Source organism: Actinoallomurus acanthiterrae, from assembly GCF_054775715.1.
In genome coordinates this window covers 1,696,115-1,715,853 of the sequence record NZ_BAAHCO010000001.1, presented here as the reverse complement: position 1 = coordinate 1,715,853, position 19,739 = coordinate 1,696,115, and the positions used below count along the sequence as shown (strand labels likewise).

15 protein-coding genes and 2 pseudogenes are annotated in these 19,739 nt (G+C 71.6%); 5 read left to right on the top strand and 12 right to left on the bottom strand.

Annotation, left to right across the window (positions count from 1 at the left end; genetic code table 11):
- Positions 1-128 precede the first annotated feature (128 nt).
- From ACYVF7_RS08535 to ACYVF7_RS08515, 5 genes are all read right to left on the bottom strand, one after another.
- Positions 129-2,681 (bottom strand): bifunctional FO biosynthesis protein CofGH, encoded by a 2,553-nt coding sequence (locus ACYVF7_RS08535; protein ID WP_460337396.1) that lies wholly within the window; start codon positions 2,679-2,681, stop codon positions 129-131.
- Positions 2,682-2,733: 52 nt separating this feature from the next.
- Positions 2,734-3,636 (bottom strand): DNA-3-methyladenine glycosylase family protein, encoded by a 903-nt coding sequence (locus ACYVF7_RS08530; protein WP_460337394.1) that lies wholly within the window; start codon positions 3,634-3,636, stop codon positions 2,734-2,736.
- An 11-nt stretch (positions 3,637-3,647) separates the two neighbouring features.
- A complete protein-coding gene (manB, locus tag ACYVF7_RS08525) occupies positions 3,648-4,730 on the bottom strand; it encodes a mannose-1-phosphate guanylyltransferase (protein WP_460337391.1) in 1,083 nt (360 codons plus the stop codon).
- 18 nt (positions 4,731-4,748) lie between these two features.
- On the bottom strand, positions 4,749-5,864 hold the full coding sequence (locus ACYVF7_RS08520; protein ID WP_460337388.1) for a glycosyltransferase family 4 protein: 1,116 nt from the start codon (positions 5,862-5,864) through the stop codon (positions 4,749-4,751).
- A 99-nt stretch (positions 5,865-5,963) separates the two neighbouring features.
- A complete protein-coding gene (locus ACYVF7_RS08515; protein WP_460337385.1) occupies positions 5,964-6,671 on the bottom strand; it encodes a class I SAM-dependent methyltransferase in 708 nt (235 codons plus the stop codon).
- A gap of 82 nt (positions 6,672-6,753) precedes the next feature.
- Between ACYVF7_RS08515 and ACYVF7_RS08510 the strand changes: the two genes are divergently transcribed.
- Positions 6,754-7,701, top strand: coding sequence for a lysylphosphatidylglycerol synthase transmembrane domain-containing protein (locus ACYVF7_RS08510; RefSeq protein WP_460337382.1), 948 nt, complete (start codon positions 6,754-6,756; stop codon positions 7,699-7,701).
- Between the two features lie 140 nt (positions 7,702-7,841).
- Positions 7,842-8,181 (top strand): annotated as a pseudogene (trxA, locus tag ACYVF7_RS08505) (thioredoxin).
- A 1-nt stretch (position 8,182) separates the two neighbouring features.
- Here trxA and ACYVF7_RS08500 read toward each other — a convergent pair.
- Genes ACYVF7_RS08500 through ACYVF7_RS08485 form a run of 4 tightly spaced genes read right to left on the bottom strand, consistent with a single transcriptional unit; the run spans position 8,183 to position 12,352 of the window.
- Positions 8,183-9,328, bottom strand: a complete 1,146-nt coding sequence (locus ACYVF7_RS08500; RefSeq protein WP_460337379.1) for a glycosyltransferase family 4 protein — start codon at positions 9,326-9,328, stop codon at positions 8,183-8,185.
- Between the two features lie 34 nt (positions 9,329-9,362).
- The gene (locus ACYVF7_RS08495) at positions 9,363-10,259 is read right to left on the bottom strand and encodes a glycosyltransferase family 2 protein (RefSeq protein ID WP_460337376.1); all 897 of its coding nucleotides are present in this window, start codon (positions 10,257-10,259) and stop codon (positions 9,363-9,365) included.
- A gap of 54 nt (positions 10,260-10,313) precedes the next feature.
- A complete protein-coding gene (locus ACYVF7_RS08490) occupies positions 10,314-12,110 on the bottom strand; it encodes a hypothetical protein (protein ID WP_460337374.1) in 1,797 nt (598 codons plus the stop codon).
- A complete protein-coding gene (locus ACYVF7_RS08485; RefSeq protein ID WP_460337372.1) occupies positions 12,059-12,352 on the bottom strand; it encodes a hypothetical protein in 294 nt (97 codons plus the stop codon). The genes ACYVF7_RS08490 and ACYVF7_RS08485 overlap by 52 nt, the downstream gene beginning before the upstream one ends.
- Before the next feature lie 61 nt (positions 12,353-12,413).
- Between ACYVF7_RS08485 and ACYVF7_RS08480 the strand changes: the two genes are divergently transcribed.
- From ACYVF7_RS08480 to ACYVF7_RS08470, 3 genes are all read left to right on the top strand, one after another.
- Positions 12,414-13,136 carry a TIGR03089 family protein gene (locus tag ACYVF7_RS08480; protein ID WP_460337369.1) on the top strand — a complete coding sequence of 241 codons (723 nt, stop codon included), beginning with the start codon at positions 12,414-12,416 and terminating at the stop codon, positions 13,134-13,136.
- A gap of 43 nt (positions 13,137-13,179) precedes the next feature.
- Entirely contained in the window at positions 13,180-14,598 is a 1,419-nt protein-coding gene (locus ACYVF7_RS08475; protein WP_460337366.1) for an LCP family protein, read from the top strand.
- 112 nt (positions 14,599-14,710) lie between these two features.
- Positions 14,711-15,817, top strand: a complete 1,107-nt coding sequence (locus ACYVF7_RS08470) for an acyltransferase family protein (RefSeq protein WP_460337363.1) — start codon at positions 14,711-14,713, stop codon at positions 15,815-15,817.
- Here ACYVF7_RS08470 and ACYVF7_RS08465 read toward each other — a convergent pair.
- The 3 genes and pseudogenes from ACYVF7_RS08465 to wecB form a co-directional block, all read right to left on the bottom strand.
- A pseudogene (locus ACYVF7_RS08465) lies at positions 15,747-17,976 on the bottom strand (glycosyltransferase). The gene ACYVF7_RS08470 and the pseudogene ACYVF7_RS08465 sit on opposite strands and share 71 nt — an antisense overlap.
- Positions 17,973-18,647 (bottom strand): hypothetical protein, encoded by a 675-nt coding sequence (locus ACYVF7_RS08460; protein ID WP_460337361.1) that lies wholly within the window; start codon positions 18,645-18,647, stop codon positions 17,973-17,975. Before ACYVF7_RS08460 ends, ACYVF7_RS08465 begins: the two are co-directional and overlap by 4 nt.
- Positions 18,640-19,707: a non-hydrolyzing UDP-N-acetylglucosamine 2-epimerase gene (wecB, locus tag ACYVF7_RS08455; RefSeq protein WP_460357839.1), complete on the bottom strand. Its 1,068-nt coding sequence runs from the start codon at positions 19,705-19,707 to the stop codon at positions 18,640-18,642. Before wecB ends, ACYVF7_RS08460 begins: the two co-directional genes overlap by 8 nt.
- Positions 19,708-19,739 lie beyond the last annotated feature (32 nt).

The following is a 19,739-nucleotide window of genomic DNA, read 5'->3' as shown; positions in this document are numbered from 1 at the left end:
GCGGCGGACAGGGTGCCGGACCACCCTGTCCGCCTCCGAAATCCTCAGCAGACCCCCGAAACCCCCAGCGGACCAGCCCGTCCGCTCCCGAAGCCCCCAGCGGACCAGCCCGTCCGCTCCCGAAACCCTCAGTGAGCCAGCGGCAGGAAGCGCCCGACGCCGTCCGTCGCCAGAGCCGCCGCACGACGCTCCTCCGGCACCGCGCCGTACAGCGTGGTCCGCTGCCGCGCCGGCCGCCCGGCCCGCGTGGCCAGCTCCTCCAGCGACGACATCGTCTTGAACGAGCCGTTCTCCGACCCGGCCATCCGGCTGATGGTCTCCTCCATGAGCGTGCCGCCGAGGTCGTTGACTCCGCCCTGGAGGACCTGGGCGCACAGCTCGTCCTCGAGTTTCACCCACGAGCACTGGATGTTGGAGATCGCCCCGTGCAGGAGGACGCGGGCGAGGGCGTGCACGGCGCGGTTCTCCCGCGCCGTCGGCCCGGTCCGCGCCAGGCCGGCGAGGTAGATCGGAGCGTTCTGGTGCACGAACGGCAGCAGAACGAACTCGGTGAAGCCGCCGGTGCGTTCCTGGATCGAGCGGATCAGCTTCAGGTGCGCGACCCAGTGCGCGGGCGTGTCGACGTGGCCGTACATCATCGTCGAGGTGGTCGGCAGGCCGATCTCGTGGGCGGTCGTGACCACCTCGGTCCACGCCGACGTCGGCAGCTTGCCCTTGGTGAGCACCCAGCGCACGTCGTCGTCGAGGATCTCGGCGGCCGTGCCGGGCAGAGAGTCGACGCCCGCTTCCTTGGCCTCGAGCAGGAAGTCCCGGATGGACAGGTCCGTACGGGCGGCGCCGTTGACGACCTCCATCGGGCTGAAGGCGTGCATGTGGATCTCCGGCGCCCGCTTCTTCACCTCGCGCGCGAGGTCGAAGTACGCGGTGCCCGGCAGGTCCGGGTGGATGCCGCCCTGCATGCACACCTCGGTCGCCCCGGCCGCCCAGGCCTCGTCGACCCGCTGCCCGACCTGCTCGATGGACAGCGTGTACGCGTCGGCGTCCGTACGGCGCTGGGCGAACGCGCAGAAGCGGCAGCCGGTGTAGCAGACGTTGGTGAAGTTGATGTTGCGCGTGACGACGTAGGTGACGTCGTCGCCGACGGCGTCGCGCCGCAGGTCGTCGGCGAGGCGGGCCAGGGCGTCCAGCTCGGGGCCGTCGGCGTGCAGCAGCGCGAGGGCTTCCTGGTCGGACAGCCCGGCCGGGTCGCGCTCGGCGCTCCGCAGGGCCGCCGTGACGTCGGCGTCGAACCGTTCCGCGGGCCGGATCCGCGTGCCGACCTCGGACCAGTCGCCGTACACCTCGTCGAAGTCGTCCCGGCGGTCGTTCGTCCGGCCCTCGGAGTCGATCGCCACGTGGAGGTCGGTCCGTCCGGCCTCACCCCAGCTGCCGTCCGGCTCCTGCCAGGGCCGGCCGACCGGCGTGGCGTCCTCGCGGGCCAGCCCGTCGGGGCCGGCGAGCGCGGCCACGTGGGCGGTGAGGCGGGGGTCGAGCCAGGACTCGCCGCGCCGGACGTACTCCGGGTAGATCGTCAGGCGCTCCCGCAGCGCGAACCCGCTGTCAGCGGTGCGGGCGGCCAGCTCGTCGATCTGCGGCCACGGGCGCTCGGGGTTGACGTGGTCGGGCGTCAGCGGGGAGACGCCGCCCCAGTCGTCGATGCCCGCCCGCAGCATCAGGGCGTACTCGGAGTCGACGAGATTCGGCGGGGCCTGCACCCGCGCCTTCGGCCCCAGGACGATGCGCGTGACGGCGATCGTCGCGGCGAGCTCCTCCAGCTCGGCGTCAGGCATCGAGCGCATCTTGGTGTCCGGCTTGGCGCGGAAGTTCTGGACGATGACCTCCTGGATCCCGCCGTACTCCCGCGCGACCTTGCGGATCGCGAAGATCGACTCGGCCCGGTCCCGTACGGTCTCGCCGATGCCGATCAGGACGCCCGTCGTGAACGGCACGTTCGACCGCCCGGCGTCCTCCAGCACCCGGAGCCGTACGGCCGGGTCCTTGTCGGGCGAGCCGAAGTGCGCGCCGCCCTTCTCCTCGAAGATCCGCCGGGACGTCGTCTCCAGCATCATGCCCATCGAGGGCGCGACCGGCCGCAGCCGCTGCAGGTCCCGCCAGCTCATGACGCCCGGGTTGAGGTGGGGCAGCAGCCCGGTCTCCTCCAGCACGCGGATCGCCATGGCGCGCACGTACGAGAGCGTGTCGTCGTAGCCGTGCGCGTGCAGCCACTCGCCCGCCTGCTTCCAGCGGTCCTCCGGCCGGTCGCCGAGGGTGAACAGCGCCTCCTTGCAACCCAGCTCGGCGCCCTGGCGGGCGATCTCCAGGACCTGGTCGGGGCTGAGGTACGGCGCGTCGAGGCGGCCGGGCACGGTCGCGAACGTGCAGTAGCCGCACCGGTCTCGGCACAGGCGGGTCAGCGGAATGAACACCTTGCGGCTGTAGGTGATCACACCGGGCCGGCCGGCGGCCTCCAGCCCCGCGTCGCGGATCCGCGCGGCGTACGACAGGAGCGTCTCCAGGTCCTCGCCGCGCGCGTGCAGCAGCACTTCGGCCTCGGAGGCGTCGAGCGATTTGCCATCGCGCGCCCGGGCGAGCGCACGACGGAGGGCGGTGGGCGACGGCGCCGGAGCGGCGGGATCACTCATGTTGGCAACATACGCCCGGTTCCTCCCCGTTATTCCCATCACCCCCCGGACGTCAGAAACGGCGGTAGTCGCGGACCGGCATCCGCGGGCCCCGCCGTGGCGGGGTGGACCCGGACAGTTCCAGCATGCGGGTCACGCGGTACCGGTGCCCGGCGTACGGGGCGAGGAGCTCGAGCATGCCCGCGTCGTCGACCTTCCGGCCGGTCAGGGCCCAGCCCACGATGCCGGGGATGTGGTAGTCGCCGACCGAGACCGCGTCCGCGTCGCCGAGGGCCCGCTGCCGTACCTCCGCCGACGTCCACACCCCGATGCCGCGCAGCGAGCGGAGCCGCCGGTCCGCCTCGGCGGTGTCGTCGACCTCCAGCCGGCTCGCCACCCGCGCGGCGCCGATGATCGTACGGGCCCGGACCGCCTCGATGCCCGACTTGTGCCACTCCCAGGACGGGATCGTCACCCAGGTCCGGGGCGGCGGCGGCACCCGCAGGTCCAGCGGGCCGGGCGCGGGCTCACCGAACCCACGCACGAGGTAGCGCCAGGCCCGCCAGGCCTCCTTGCCCACGACCTTCTGCTCCAGGACCGCCGGGACCAGGGCCTCGAAGACGTTGCGGGTCCGGCCGATGCGAAAGTGGCGCAGCCGTACGGCCGCCTGGCGCAGGACCTCGTGCTCCGGGCGGAACGACGACGGGTCGTCGGCCGCGCCGAGCAACTCCGGCACGCCGTCCAGCAGCCAGGACGCCCCCGGCCCCCACGCCTCGGCCTCGATCTCGCCACCGCGCGCCAGCAGCCGCAGCGTGCCCGGGCCGTCCGGGGTCGTCGACGCCCGCCACACCGCCCCGTCAGGGGCGATCGCGAACGCGGGGTCGCCGGAGCCCCGGCGGTGCGGCGCCAGCGTCAGCCCGACGTCGACCGGCCACGGCGGCCGCCACGTCCGGGTACGGGCCTCCTGAGCGAGCAAACCGGGTCCGCTCAGCCGTCGGCGGAGAACCGCACGGCCGTCTCCGGGAGCTGCACGCCCGGCCACAGGCGCAGCCCGTCGCGCAGCTCGTTGCCCGAGCCGACCATCGCGCCGTCGCCGATCACGGCGTCCTCCACGACCGCGTCCGCGCAGATCCGCGCGCCCCGGCCCAGCACCGAGCGCGACACCCGCGCCCCGCGCTCCACGACGGCCCCGTCGAACAGCACGCTCGACTCCACCGTCGCGCCCGACTCGACCACGGATCCGGCGCCGACGGTCGTGCCGCCGGAGACGGCCGCCTCCGGGGCGACCGAGGAGCCGTTGAGGAACAGCACTCCCCCGCCCGAGTGCACCGCCGGCGACTCCATCCGGCCGAGCACCAGGTCGCACGAGCCCTGCACGAAGGTCGCCGGCGTACCGACGTCGAGCCAGTACGCGCCCTCGACGTACCCCATGATCGTCTCGCCGGAGGCGAGCAGCTGGGGGAACGTCTCGTACTCCACCGACACCACGCGGCCAGTGGGGATCGCGTCGATCGCCGAGCGGCGGAAGACGTAGCAGCCGGCGTTCACCTGGTTGGTCGGCGGCTTCGGGGACTTCTCCACGAACGCGATGACCTTGCCCTCGGAGGTCGTCGGCACCGCGCCGTACCGCCGCGCGTCGTCGACCAGGGTGAGGTGCATCGTGACGGCGGCGTCGGACTTCTCGTGCATCGCCACCTGGGACACCAGGTCGTGGCCGGACAGGATGTCGCCGTTGAGCACGACGACCGGGCTGCCGGCGTCGCAGGTCAGCTCCGAGGCGGCGTTGCGGATCGCGCCAGCCGTGCCCAGCGGCTCGTCCTCGGTCACGTAGACCAGCTCCAGGCCGAACCGCGACCCGTCGCCGAACGCCTCGGTGAACATCGCGGCGCGGTACGACGTGGCGAACACGATCCGGCGGATGCCCGCGGCGCTCGCCTTGCGCAGCTGATGCTCCAGGAGCGGCACCCCTGCCGTCGGCAGCAGCGGCTTCGGCGTCGAGATCGTGAGCGGCCGCAGCCGCGTGCCCTTACCTCCGACCAGCAGAATCGCTTCCAGGGTGCCCCTCCTCATCGGTACCGATCAGTCACCTTACTGTTCGACGGCGCGCTGGTAGGCCGCCATGTGGGCCTCCGCGGACGCCGCCCAGGTGAATTCCCGGGAACGGGCGTGTGCCGCGTCGGCGAGCCGCTCGCGCCGCTCCGGGTCGTCGATCAGCCCGCGCAGCGTCGCCGCGATGCCCTCGACATCGGGCTCGGTGTAGGCGACCGCGTCGCCGCCCACCTCCGGCAGCGACGCGCGGGGGGTCGTCAGCACGGTCGCGCCGCAGGCCATCGCCTCCAGGACCGGCAGGCCGAACCCCTCGCCCCGGCTCGGCAGGGCGACCGTCAGCGCCCCGCCGAAGAACCCCGGCAGCGACGGCCACGGCAGGTAGCCCGGCCGGATCAGCCGCAGGCGGGACGGCACGTCGGCGAGGGCGGCGTCCAGCTCGTCGTCCCATCCCCCGCTGCCCGCCAGGACCAGCGCGGGTGGACGCTCCAGGTCCGCCACGGCCTCCACCCAGCCGCGGATGAGGTTGGGGACGTTCTTGCGCGGCTCGAGCGCGCCGAGGAACGCGATGTAGGGGTATCCGTGCAGGCCGAGCCGGTCGGACAGGCGCCGCCGCTCCTCCTCGCCGGGCGGATGAAAGATCGTGTGATCGACGCCGTGGTAGGCGACGTCGATGCGGGTCGGGTCGGCCGCCAGCAGCCGGACGATCTCGTCACGGGTCGCCTTCGACGGGACGATCACCCGGGTCGCGCGCCGCACCGCGGTGCGCGTCGCCGACTTGAAGAAGGTCGTCCTGACCGGGTTGTGCGCCTCGGGATCGGTGAAGTAGGCCATGTCGTGGATCGTCACGACGATCGGCACGCCCGGCCGTAGCGGGATCGAGTAGTAGGGCTCGTGCACGACCTGCGCGTCGACCTGCTGCGCGATGAGCGGCAGGCCCGTCTGCTCCCAGGTCAGACGCGCCTGGCGGTGCGTGATGGCCGTCGGGCCCGCGACGACCCGCGCCTTCGGTGCCAGCTTTCCGTATCGTTCTTCATCCGCCCGCTGGCAGACGACGGCCAGATCGGCGTCAGCGCGATGCAGCGCGCCGATCAGCCCGTCGACGTAGCGTCCGAGCGCGCCACGGTCGGCCGGCACGGCGGTCGCGTCGACAAGCACACGAGGCACCACGGTGTCGCCCCCTCCGTTAGGTGCCGATGCGGTCGGGATCACTCCCCGATCGGAAGCCTACGCCGATCGATCGTCGACAGGGGGATCTCAACCCTTCTTGCGCGCCTTGATCAAAACGATGCTGCCACGGTCGTTGGGACTCCGCTTGTCGGCGAGCGCGACCAGCGGCGTGAGCGGAGCGGCGGCGTTGAATCCCATCCGGCCGCCATACGCCGACAGGGACAGGTAAAGACGCTCGGTCGCGCGGCTGCGGAACTGGTAGGAGTACTCGACGAGCTCCATGCCGCGGTCGCCCAGCAGCTGTCCGAGGCTCTCATGCGTGTAGGTGTGCTGGACGTGGTACTTCGCGCAGTGCGCCTCGCGGAGCTTCGGCCACTCGCGCGAGCGGCTCAGCACGTCGGCGGACATGAACAGCTCGCCGCCCGGCTTGAGGATGCGCGACATCTCGTCCAGCGACTTGCCGCCGTCGTCGAAGTGCTCGATCGCGCACACCGACAGCAGGGCGTCGAAGCTGCCGTCGACGAACGGCAGCCGCAGCGCGTCACACTCGATCAGCGCCGGCGGGTGCTTCAGGGTCTGCCCGTAGAGCATCTTGCCGCGCGCCAGGTCGATCGAGACCGCGTGCGCGCCGCGCTTGCGGGCCTGCCCGGCCCAGTAGCCGTCACCGCCGGCCACGTCGAGCACCCGCTTGCCGCGCAGGTCGTCGCCCATCCACCGCAGGAGGGTCCCGGCCTCGCGGAAACGGCACACGTGCACCTGATGGCCGACGAAGGCCTTCGCGTCATTGAGTTTCATCGGCCACACTCTACGACCCCTCCGGAGCGCGTACCCGCTGATCACCGAGTGTTCACCGGGACGTACCGACTAGTCTGGCCAGGTGATCTCCCGCCTGCGAGCGAGCCGCCTCGCGCGCGTCGCCCTGGTCGTCGTCGCGCTCGGTTTCTGCGGTTACGGGCTGTTCTCCCGCTGGGACGACACCCGCCGCGCGGTGACCCAGCTGTCCTGGCCGTACGTCGGCGCCGCGCTGCTGGCGGGGGTGCTCGGGCTCGGCGCGTGGATGCTGGCCTGGCGCCGCCTGCTGAGCGGTCTGGGCTCGCCGCTGCCGCTGCGGGCGGCGGTCCGCGTCTACTTCGTGTCCCAGCTCGGCAAGTACATCCCCGGGTCGGTGTGGGCGCTGGTCGCCCAGATGGAGCTGGCCAAGGAGCACCACGTGCCGCGCGAGCGCGGCGCGAGCGCCGGCGTGCTGTCCATGGCCACGACGATCGCCACCGGCTGCGCGGTCGCCACCGTGACGCTGCCGTTCACCTCGCCGGACGCGACGCGCCGCTACTGGTGGCTGCTCGTCCTCGCGCCGATCTTCCTGGCCATGCTGCATCCGCGGGTCCTGGCCTTCGCGCTGAACCGCGCCCTCCGGCTGGCACGCCGGCAGCCCCTGGCCCGCACCGCCGGGCTCGGCACGATGGCCGTCTCGGTCGCGTGGACGGCGGTGGGCTGGCTGCTGTTCGGCGCGCACACCTGGCTGCTGGTGCGGGCGGCCGGCGGGCACGGCCTCTTCCTCGCCACGGGGGCGTACGCCCTGGCGTTCACCGCCGGGTTCATCATCGTCATCGCGCCCGGCGGCGTGGGCGTGCGGGAGGCCGCGCTGACCGTGACGCTCGGGCCCGTGCTGCCAGCGGCAGGCGCGCCGCTGGTCGTCGCGCTCGCCTCCCGGGTCGTCCTCACGGTCGCCGACCTGGCGTGGGCGGGCGCCGCCGTACTCCTCGGCACCCGCCACCCCGTCCTCATCGAGGACGACGCCGAGCCGGTCGGGCATCCAGCGGACTGACACCCGGACGCGCCCGGCCGGATCACCGCCTGGGCGGGCTCAGTCGAATAGCCTCTCCCCGCTGGAATATCGCCAGGTCCACCGGCCTTGTGTTCGGTGTTGACCCACGCCGCACGTGCGGCGTACCGGAAGGAGACACAATGGCTCCCGTGGCCGAGCCCATCACCGTGACGGACGCGACGTTCGACCAGGATGTCCTGAAGAGCGACACGCCCGTCCTGGTCGACTTCTGGGCGACGTGGTGCGGCCCGTGCCGCATGATCGCACCGGTCCTCGACGAGATCGCCTCCGAGTACGCCGGGCAAGCTGAAGATCGCCAAGCTCGATTACGACAACAACCAGGCGACCCCGGGCAAGTACAACGTCATGGGGCTGCCGACCCTCCTGCTGTTCAAGGACGGCGAGGTCGTCGAGCAGATCACCGGTGCCAAGCCGAAGCGCGCCCTCCTCAAGGCGATCACCCCGCACATCGGGGGCTGAACTACGCTGACCGCTCCTCACCGCCGGCGCCGCTCCCGACGAGTGGTCCGGCCGTGAGGAGCTGCTCCAGATAGGCGGCCCAGTGCGGCTCGGAGTCGACGGGCCGCACGCCCGTCCGCAGCCGCGCCGGCTCGCCCGGTGCGTAGAACCGGCGCAGCGCGTCGGTGAGCGAGTCGACGTCGTCGGGCTCGCACAGCACGCCGTCGACGCCCTCGCGAACATGATCGGCGAGGGTGCCGGCGCGCGTCGCGATGACCGGGACGCCGTGCTCGTAGGCCATGAAGACGTTCTGGGAGGCCGTCGCGGTGCGGTAGGGCAGGACCAGGGCGTCCGCCCGGGCGAACAGCTCCGGCACCTCCGCGGCCGGGACGTACCCGGGTCTCAGCTCCACCCGATCCTCCAGGCCGAGCGAGGAGATCAGCGCGCGGGTCTCCTCGGCACCGCCCCAGAACTCCCCGGCGACGGTCAGCGCGACGTCGTCCACCCGCGCGAGCGCGCGCAGCAGCACGTCCAGGCCCTTGTACGGCCGGACCATTCCGAAGAACAGCAGGCGGTTCCACGGGCCCTCCGGCGCGCCCGTGACGATGGGCGTCCCATGGGGGGGCGTCGGCAGGTGCGCGGGCAGCACCGCCGTGCGCACCGGAGTGCCGGGCGCCAGGTCACGGGCGAGCTGGGCCTGCTGTGCCGAGTGCACCAGCGCGCCGTCGGCGCGCGTCAGCAGCCGCCGCATGAGCGGCACGTCGTACGGCTTGCGCTCGTGCGGCAGGACGTTGTGGCACAGCGCGATCACCTGCGGGCCCGTGCCGTCGCGGGAGCCGAGGCCCATCAGCATGCCGAGATAGGCCGGGACCTGCACGGGCGAGAGCACGACGAGGATCACGAGGTCCTGGGAACGCAGCCGGCGGCCGGTGCGCAGCCAGCCGTCCGGGCGGTACCAGGCCAGCGCGTGCCGGGTGCCCGGGAACGGCTCGCCCTCGGGCGTCGCGATCGTCTGCTCGCCGGGGTAGAGGAAGGAGGGGTACTGCGCCTTCCACGACTCCAGCGTGACGTCGTGCCCGGCGGCGGCCAGCCGGTGCGCCAGCTCGGTGGTGTGGTGCGCGCCGCCGCCCTTGTACGGGAACGCGGGGCCGATGATCGCGATCTTCACGGTCGGCCCCGCCTCCCCGTCACGTCGCTCCGGCTCACGTGTCTCCCCGCGATCGCACGATCAGGTCCGCCAGCAACGCCATCGACGCGATGATCAACCCGGTCACGAAGATCAGCACAGTGTTGATCGCGAACCGCAGCGGGTGCAGGACCATGTCGAGGATGCCCTTGGCCACGCCCAGCCCCAGCAGCCACAGCGCGAGCGGCATCAGGACCTTCAGCGGGTTGAAGTACATCACCATCCGCAGCACCTGCAGGATGTAGCGGTAGGCGTCGTGCACGAAGTGGAACTTCGAGCTGCCGGCCCGCTTGGAATAGTCGATCGGCACGTAGCGGACGTCGTGCTGGTTCGACAGGAACGCCAGCGTGATCGTCGTGACGCAGGAGAACCCGGGCGGCAGCAGCTTGAGGTACGGCTCGGCGACGTCCTTACGGAACGCCCGCAAGCCGGAGTTCAAGTCGGGGATCTTCTGCCCGGCGAGCACCTCGGCCGTCTTGCGGATGAACCACTTGGCCGGCACCCGCAGGAACTTGTGGGTGCCCTCCTCGGTGGTGCGCGCGCCCACGACCTGATCCACCGTCGGGTCCTGGTCGAGGACGTCGACCAGCTCCGGGATGCGATCGTTCGGGTAGGTCATGTCGGCGTCGGTCCAGACGACGATGTCGCCCCGGGCCTGCTGGGAGCCGATCCGCCGGACGGTGCCCGACCCTCCATTGCGGTGGAACGGAACCACCTGCATGTTGGGATAGTGCGGCGCGGCCTCCTCGAGGCGGGCCAGTGTCTGGTCGGTCGAGCAGTCGTCGACGGCCAGCAGCTCGTACGTGTGTCCGCTGGCGTCCATCGCCTTGCAGATGCGCTCGACCTCGTCGATGACGTGGTCCTGCTCGTTGTAGCACGGCAGGACGATCGTCACATGGGGCGTGTTAGTCACGCCCGGCGAGGATAGTCGCCCAGTCCGATCCACGGTTCTTAGCGTACGCACTGTTCACCCTCTGTACATGGGATCGCTCATCCAGACGTTGATCGTGAGCGACCACGTACCCTGCGGAGCCGTAACCAGCGTGCTCGAGTCGCGGCGGGTGTGGATGTGGAAGACCTGGCGGACCGGCCCGTACGGCGACACGTCGGACCCGTCGGCGCCGAGCAGGACCGGTCGGCGGCCCGCCGCGGCGACCTTCCGGACGATCCTCATCACGTCCTCGTTCGGAGCGGTCTTGAAGCCGGGGTGGATCTGCACGCGCGCCGTGGGCGTGTGACACATGCCACGGATCAGCTGGGTGAACCGGTCGGCGGTGACGCGTTCGATGATGAGGACGGAGGCGTTCGGGCCGATGGCGCGGCACATCTTCTGCGCCTGGGAGACCTCGCGCTCCTCGGTCCGCGCGAACGCCATCGGCGCCGAGGCGACCGCGGTCGGCACAAGAATGAGGAGCGCGCCCACGCCAGCGAGGGCGATCCAGAACGGACGCCCGGGGCGGAGCCTCCGCACGCGGCGCGCCGCCCAGGCGACGGCCCACAGCGCGAACAGCAGCAGGCCCGGGATGACCATCCCGATCAGGCGGCGGCTCGCCCACGGGTGGTCGGGGGTGATGCCCGGCCGCCAGAGGGTCGCCAGGGTGGTCCAGACGATGAGGGCGTACGGCAGGAGCCAGTCGGTGCGGCGGCGGCGCAGGAGGTTGCGCACGACCAGGGCGGCGCCCACGGCGGCCAGCAGGACGGCGGGAACGCCGATGTACCACGCCACCCAGTGCAGGCTCAGCTCGTTGTACTGCCGGTTCGGGTCGAGCTGCAGGTGCTCGGTCCGCTGCAGCGCGGCGATGAAGGAGGCGTTGACCCGGTCGTCGTTGTTGTTCGGCACCCGCCGGACGATCTGGAACATCGGGCGGGCGGCGAAGAAGGCCAGCGCCGCGAAGGTCGCGGGGACGGCCAGGTCGGGCAGCCGGAAGCGGGTGAGGTCCGGCAGCCCCCAGCGGCGGATCGCGAGGCTGGCGAGGGCGGTGGCGACGACCACCGCCGCCGCGATGTACAGGAGCGGGCGCAGCGACGCGCCGAGGTAGTGCAGGTACGGCCGGGACATCACGACGGCTTCGAGGAGGCCCGCGCCGACGCCGACCGTCAGGCCGGCCAGCAGCGGCAGGCCGGCGCGCCGCCGCAGCGCCAGCAGCAGCCCCGCGAAGGCGAGCACCGGCAGCACGTCGCGGATGCCGTCGATGCGCACGAGGATCACCAGGCCGAGCGCCAGCCCGCCCAGCAGCGCCGGGAAGCGGCGGCCCGACCGGAGGGCGTCGAGCGTGAGGGCCAGGCCGCCGAGCATCAGGATGAGGGCGCCGGTCTCGCTGTAGATCGACCGGGAGACCATCATCATCGGCCAGGTGAGCCCGAGCGCCAGCGCGGCGACGGGCGCCCACCGGGGGCCGATGAGGCGGGCCGCGACGCCCGCGAACGAGATGAGGGCCAGCGCGCCGATCAGGGGCATCATCGCCAGCGTCGCGTACGGGCCGCCGAGCCAGCCGCCCGGCGTGACGGTCAGCGGCATCCCGGCCATGAACTGCGGCACGAGGACGCCGCCGCGCTGGTAGAACGCCGGGCTGCCGTACGTCAGCGCGCCGTCTCCGCCGCCGAACGCCCAGCGCATCTGCGGGATCGGCAGGGATCCGTGGCCCTCCAGCCAGGTCGCGAAGTTGAAGTACGACGCCGGGTCCCGGCGCACGACGATCTGCTGGGAGCACATCACCAGCTGCAGCGCGCCGAACGCCACCGCGACCGCGAGCACGCCCGCCACCGGCCACCAGGGGAACCGGCCCGGGATCCGGCCGGCCGGACCGCCCGCAGGCCGAAGGTCAGCACGGGCCCCGCGACCACGACGAACAGCGGGATCGCGGCCCACGGCCGGAACACCCCCGCCATCAGCAGCGGCAGACCGACCACCAGCCAGGAGACCAGGAGGAGGACCGGGGCGACGGTGAGGCGCGCGAGAAGGAGGCCTGCCCGAGACGCCCCGGGCCCTCCGTCGATGTCGTCCATCGAGTCCGGAGAGTAACGGTCACGTGAGCCGAGAGCCCGGGTGGCCGTAATCTTCACTTTCATGTCACATCCCGTTGAGCTCCTGCGCGGGGCGCTGGCCGCCGACCCGTCCCGTCCGCTCGTCACCTTCTACGACGACGCCACCGGTGAACGTGTCGAGCTGTCGGTCAAGACGTTCGACAACTGGGTGGCCAAGACCGCGAACCTGCTGGTCGACGGGCTCGGTGCGGTACCGTCCGGACGGGTGGTCCTCGCCCTTCCGGGGCATTGGCAGACCGCCGTCTGGCTGTTCGCGTGCTGGTCGGCCGGGCTGACGGCGGTGCCGGTCGGCGACGGAGCCATCCCGGGCGACGCCGACATCGTAGCGGCGGGGCCCTCTCGGCTGGCCGAAGCGGCCGGCACGAGTGCTGACGTGGTCGGTTTGTCGCTCCATGCCCTCGGCGCGCCACTGGCGGACTGCCCGCCGGGCGTCACCGACTACGCCGTGGAGGTCCGCGCGTACGGCGACCGCTTCTCGGGGGCCGTCCTCGACCCCGACGCGCCCGCGGTGGAGTTCGCCGACCGGGCCCTGACCGGGGCGGAACTCGTGGCCGAGGCCCGGGCGTTGGGCACGCCGGAGGGTGCCCGGGTGCTCACTACTGTGGGCTTCGACACACCTGAAGGAATCCTCAGAGGTTTGCTGGGCCCCTTGACCTCCGACGGATCAGTAATAATCTGCCAAAACCTCGACGAATCAAGGTTGGAACGCCGAATCGCCGTAGAACATGTGACTTCCGTGATCTGACCGGATCGACCGTTCCGCGCCCTACCCCTAGCCTATGAGGCCGATGATCGACTACGAGTACCTCGACCAGGATTACCCGTCCGGTCCCCCGCCGAAGCGGGGGATGTGGTGGCGCGTCATCGGCTGGGCGTCCATCGCGATGGCGGTCATTCTGGTCGGCACGAGCCTCGCGGCCTACGCGGCGTACCGGAAGCTCGAGGGCAACATCCATCACGAGGACGTCGCCAACCAGCTGGGCGGCAAGCGGCCCCCGAAGCTGAACAAGTCGCTCAACGTGCTGCTCATCGGCTCGGACCAGCGGAACGGCGCGAACGCCAAGTACGGGCGGGACGTCGGCGAACGCTCCGACACGATGATCTTGCTGCACCTGTCGCCGGGCGGGTCAAAGGCCGTCGGCATCAGCTTCCCGCGCGACTCGATGGTGCAGCTGCCGCAGTGCAAGTCGACCACCGGTCACACGATCCCGGCGCACCTGGGAATGATCAACGAGTCGTTCAACAACGGCGGCGCCGGCTGCACGTGGCACACGATCGAGACGCTGACCGGCATCCGGATCGACCACTTCGCCAAGGTCGACTTCTCGGGGTTCAAGCGGGTCGTGGACGCGCTGGGCGGCGTGAAGATCTGCCTGCCCAAGCGCGTCGCCGACAAGTCGAGCAAGCTGTATCTGAGCGCTGGACGGCACACCGTCAAGGGCGAGCAGGCGCTGGCCTACGTCCGCATGCGGCACGGCCTCGGTGACGGTTCCGACCTGGGCCGCATCAAGCGCCAGCAGAAGTTCCTGGGCGCCGTCGTGAAGGCGGCGACGAGCAACGGCACGCTGACCAACCCGTCGAAGCTGCTGAGCTTCCTCGACGCCATGACGAAGTCCGTCACGACCGACAAGGACTTCACGGTCGACGAGATGAAGAAGGTCGCCGGCAGCGTGCAGGGCATGTCGGCCGGCAAGGTGCAGTTCATCACCGTGCCGTGGGGTCCCTACCCCACCGACCCGAACCGCATCGCCTGGAAGCAGCCGGACGCGAACAACCTGTTCTCCGCGATCCGCAACGACAACAAGGTGGAGTCCACGACGCCGGCCAAGAAGGTGAACCTTCAGCCGTCGCAGGTGAAGGTCCGGGTGCTCAACGGCACGACGACGCCCGGCCTGGCCGCTCGGGCCGGCGACCAGCTCACCCAGCGGGGGTACCAGGTCGGGAAGGTCGGCACTTTCGCCGGCACGAAGCCCGACAAGACCGAGGTGCTCTACGGCGCCGGCGCCGACCAGCAGGCCGCCGCGCTCGCCCAGGTGGTCCCAGATGCCAAGCCCGTCGCCGGGCAGACCACCCCGGCCGGGACCGTGGACCTCGTCCTGGGACCGGACTGGCAGGGCCTGAAGAGCGGGCAGTCGACGAACATCCCGGCCTCGAGTTCGGCGGGCGCGGTGAACGCCGCCGAGGACCCGTGCTCGGACAAGTCGTAGACCCTGTGTAGCTGAAAGCCCGCTGAGAGTTCGGGGGTCGCCCTGCATGTGCCGCTGACTGTCTGTATGGTCGATTCTCGACCCGGACGGCCAGCCCACATCTCTGGAATCGATGACCACACCGATCACACACTCCGCCGAAGGCCCGCAGGCCCCCGTCACGACCCCTGATCTACCGGTCATACGCGACGAGGCCCCGCCTCCGCCGCGCCGCCGGCGGGATCCGTTCTTCGACAACGCGAAGTTCCTCGCGATCGTGCTGGTCGTCGCCGGCCACTCGATCGTGGACCTGCGCGACGTCCGCGTCGCGCACGCGCTCTACCTGTTCGTCTACACGTTCCACATGCCGGTGTTCATCGTGATCACCGGCTACTTCTCCCGGAACTTCACGTTTTCTGGGGGCAAGGCGCGCAAGCTGATCACCAACCTGGGCGTGCCGTACGTCGTCTTCGAGACGGCGTACTCCACGTACCACTGGGCGGTCGGCAACGCGAGCTTCGAGATCAGCCTGCTCGACCCGTACTACCTGACCTGGTTCCTGATGGCGCTCTTCCTGTGGCGCCTGTCCACGCCGGTCTGGCAGCAGATCCGGTGGCCGGTCGCGGCCGCCGTGGGCGTCTCCCTGCTCGCGGGCATGAGCGACCTGCCGGACGACCTGGAGATGAACCGCGTGTTCGGCCTGGTGCCCTTCTACGTCCTGGGCCTGATGCTCAAGCCGAAGCACTTCGAGCTGCTGAAGCAGCGGAAGGCTCGGGTGCTCGGCGCGCTGACCCTCGTCGCCGGGTTCGCGTTCGTCCTCTTCGTCGCGGACCGGCACATGACCACCGAGTGGGTGTACTGGCGCAGCGGCAACGCCGCGATGCACGTCGACAACCTCACCGGCTCGGCCATGCGGCTCGGGCTCATGACCGCGGCGACCATCCTGGTGGCGGCGTTCCTGTCACTCGTGCCGACCCGTGAGACGTGGTTCACCGGCCTGGGCGGCGCGACGCTGTACGCCTACCTGCTCCACGGCTTCTTCACGAAGGGGATGGAGTACATGGGCTGGTACGACCCGGCGTTCCTGCACACCATCCCGGGCGTGCTGGGGACTGCGGCGACCGGCGCGGTGCTCGCGACACTGCTCTGCACCCCGCCGGTCCGCAAGGTCATGCACTGGGCGCTTGAGCCGGATATGTCGTGGGCGTTCGTGCCGCTACGGCGTCCGCAGAAGGCCTGAGCAGCTCCACCCACCGCTCGGCGACGAGATCGAGGGCGTAGGACCGCGCGAGCTCCGCGTGGCCCCGCGCCCTCTCGTCGTCCCAGCGCCCGTCCGCGACGATCGCGGCGATGCCCCGGGCCATCGCGGACGGCGACTCGTGGATCCAGCGCCGATCGTAGATCGTGTCCGCGCCCGGCCAGCCGAGCAGCGCGGGAACGGCCCCGGACGCCATGCCTTCGGCGGGCGCCAGGTGGAAGCTCTCGTCGTCGCTCGTGGACAGCACGAAGCCGATGCGGCGCAGCCACGCGGCGACATCCGGACCGGCCGGGTCGAAGACGACCGAGCGCGCCAGCAGCGGCGAGCGCCGGATCCGCCGGAACAGCGCCTCGTACGCCTCGCGCTCCTCGCTGCGGTTCCAGATCCAGGGCAGGTCCCACGGCAGCTTCGACTTCACGAACAGCGTGAACCGCGGGTCCTCCCGCCGCAGCTCCTCCAGGGCGTCCACGGCCAGGTCGAGGCGCTTGCGCCACGGCGCGACGCCGATCATCCCGAGGTGGTACCGCGCGCCCGGGAGCTTGGCCCGGTCGAACTGCGCCACGTCCACCCAGTTGGGGATCACGGTGATCTTCTCGGCCGGCCAGCCGGTCATCTTGCGGGTCAGCTCCGCGTACGACGGGCTCACGCAGACGACCTGGTCGATCAGGTCGATGTCCAGCCGTCCCGGCCACGCGCCGTACAGCTCGAAGCGGTGCAGCCGCACGATGAGCCGCTGGTCCGGGCGGCCGTGCTTCTTGCGCCACTCGGTGTACCAGACGGCGTTCGGCCCGCACCACTCACAGATGATGACGTCGGCCCACTCGGCCAGCTCGGCGCTGACCTTCGGGTCGTGGGTGCCGAGGGCGGGCCAGCGGTCGACGCGCACCTCGACGTCCGGGATCGAGCCGAAGTGGTCGAGCAGCCGCGTGAAGAACTTCAGGTCGTGTCCCGCGACGACGACGCGCGTCGTACGCTCGGACCCCTCGCGCAGCGGCGGCGGGAACGCCTGCCCCAGGTACGTCCGGAGCGCCGGCCGCCGCGTCGAGCGTGAACGCCTTCGCGGCGTCCAGGCACCGGCGGCGGGCCAGCGCGTAGACCTCCGGGTCGGTCACCTCGGCCAGCACGTCGACGACGTCGTCCTCGGTCGCGGCGAACAGCGGGTAATCGGCGCCGAGGAGGTTCTCGTGCATCGGGGTGCGGTTGAGGACCACCGGCAGGCCGAGCGCGCCCATCTCCAGGACCTTGGTGGACAGCTCCAGGCTCGCGTCGAGCTCCGGGTGGCGCCAGGACAGCCCGACGTCGCATCCGGACGACACGCGCATCGCCTCGGCGCGCGGGTGGCCGCCGTGCCACGTCAGGCCGGGCGTCGACTCCAGGGCCACGCGCATCCGGCGGGAGAAGCCGGGGTCCTTCCGGTCATGGTGGATCTTGTCGCCGACCATGTGGAGTTCGGCGTCGATCCGGCGGGAGGCCAGGCGGCGCGGCAGCGCGGTCATCTCATAGGTGTTCCAGCGCGGCGCGAACTTGCCCGTGTAGACGAGCTTCAGCGGCCGGTGGGGCGTCTTCTCCTCGGCCGCCTCGAGGCCCTCGGGCAGCGCGACGACGGGCGGGAACAGCACGCACTTGCCCGCCGCCTTGTGCAGCACGCCCTCCAGGTGGCAGCGGAGCTCCTCGGTCTGGCAGAGCAGGAACCGCGAGGCCTTGGCGACCGCCGCCAGCTCGCCGCGCGTCTTCCCGTCCAGCTCGGCGACGGTCTGCGGCACGTCGGTGAGGTACGTCCACAGCCGCCCGGCCAGGGGTGTCGCGGTGAGGCGTACGGCGAGCCGCTTGCCGCGCACCACCACCAGGTCGTACGGCTCCTCGGCGTCGAGCTCGGTGAGCAGGCCCGCGGCCTCCTCGACGGTCAGCGAGGTGGTCGCGTCCTCGGGCCGGCGCCGCACGGTCACGCCGGACAGCCGCTCCAGCGGGTCGACGAGGCGTCCGGTCTTCACCGGGGCCTTGAGGACCAGCGTCACCTCGACGCCGGCGACCCGCAGCGCCTGCACCATGCCCTGGGCCCAGATCGCCGACCCGTCGATGATGTTCAGGTCGACGTCGCCGTACACGAGAGCGCGCACGCGTTCTCCTTCTCGCAGGGTCATGTGAGTTCTTCGATGCCGAACCGGGCGCACAGGCCGGGCAGCGCCTCGGCGATCGGCGTGCCGGGCGGCACGGTGGCGTCCCAGCCGAATCCGGCGATCGCCGGGGCGGTGCCGGCCAGCACGACGGGACGGCCCCGGTCACGGGCCACGCCCAGCAGCGCGAGGAGCGCCCGGTCCCGGTCGGGCACGCCCGGGACGCCCAGGTACGCCCACGGCCCGCCGGGCTCCCCGGCGGCCGCGTCCACGATCACCAGGTCGACGTCGGTCGTGTCGAGGACCAGGGCGGCGTCGTGCGGCATCAGCGGCACGACGTGCGCGACGCCCTCCAGGGACTCGGTCGCGGCCGGGCCCAGCACGCCGGCGACCACGAGACCCGTCGCGGGCGCCGCCGCGATCAGCCGGTCCTCGTCGCGCGCGGTGAACATCGGCCGTTCGCGCGCGTCGACGGACGTGACGACGTTCGGCGCGCCCCGGTGCCGCCACATGCGGTACAGCTCGCGCGGCAGCTGGACGACGCCCTTGCCGGGCCTGCGAGCGGCGTCGGTGACGGCCCGGCCCACCTTGAGGGAGGTCGAGCCCTCCAGGGCGGCGACCCGCGCCTCGAGGATCTGGACCCGGGCCTCCCGGTCGGCCAGAGCCGCCTTCAGCCGGGCAACCTGCCGGTCAGCCACCGAGCCATCCCTCCACGACGCGGGCGATGCGCGGTCCGGCGTGGCCGTCCCACAGCGGCGGGTGCTCCCGCTCGCCGCGCCCCGCTGCCAGGGCCTCGGCGACCGCCGGCACCACGTCGTCGGCGGTGACGAGCCGGTTCGTGCCGTGCGTGATCGTGATCGGCCGCTCGGTGTTGGGCCGGAGGGTGAGGCACGGCACGCCGAGGATCGTCGTCTCCTCCTGCACGCCGCCGGAGTCGGTGACGACGGCCGCCGCGCCGCGTACGGCCGCGACGAACTCCACGTAGCCGAGCGGCTCGAGCAGGCGCACGCGCGGGTGGGCGTCCAGCCCGGCCTCGGTGAGCACCTTCCGGCCGCGCGGGTGCACCGGCATGACGACGTCCACCAGCTCGGCGATCTCGTGCAGCCGCTTGACCAGGCCGGCCGCGACCTCCGGGTCGTCGACGTTCGCGGGCCGGTGCAGGGTCGCGACGGCGTACCGCTTGGGCAGGTCGTACGACCGCCGTACGGCCTCGGTGTCGAACTTGTCCAGGTGCGCGAGCAGCGTGTCGATCATCGGGTTGCCGACGAAGTGGACCCGGTCCACATTCACGCCCTCGGCCGCGAGGTGGCCGACGGCCTCCGGGCTCGTGACGAAGCACAGGTTCGACAGCTGGTCGACGAGCCGGCGGTTGACCTCCTCCGGCATGGTCATGTCGAAGCTGCGCAGGCCCGCCTCCACGTGGGCGACCGGGATGTGGAGCTTGGCCGCGACGAGGGCGGCGGCGATGGTGGAGTTCACGTCGCCGTACACCATGATGAGCTCGGGTGAACGCTCGATGAACTCCTTCTCCAGCGCCACCATGATCGCCGCTGTCTGTCCGGCGTGGCTTCCGGAGCCGACCTCCAGGTTCACGTCGGGCTCGGGAAGCCCCAGGTCGCGGAAGAACACCTCCGACATGCGCTCGTCGTAGTGCTGCCCCGTGTGGATCACTCGCTGCTCGCGGCCCGTCTCGGACAGCGCGGCGATCACCGGGGCCGCCTTGACGAAGTTCGGCCGGGCGCCGAGGACATGCGCGATCACTGTTGCGTTTCCCTTTCGTTCACGGACGA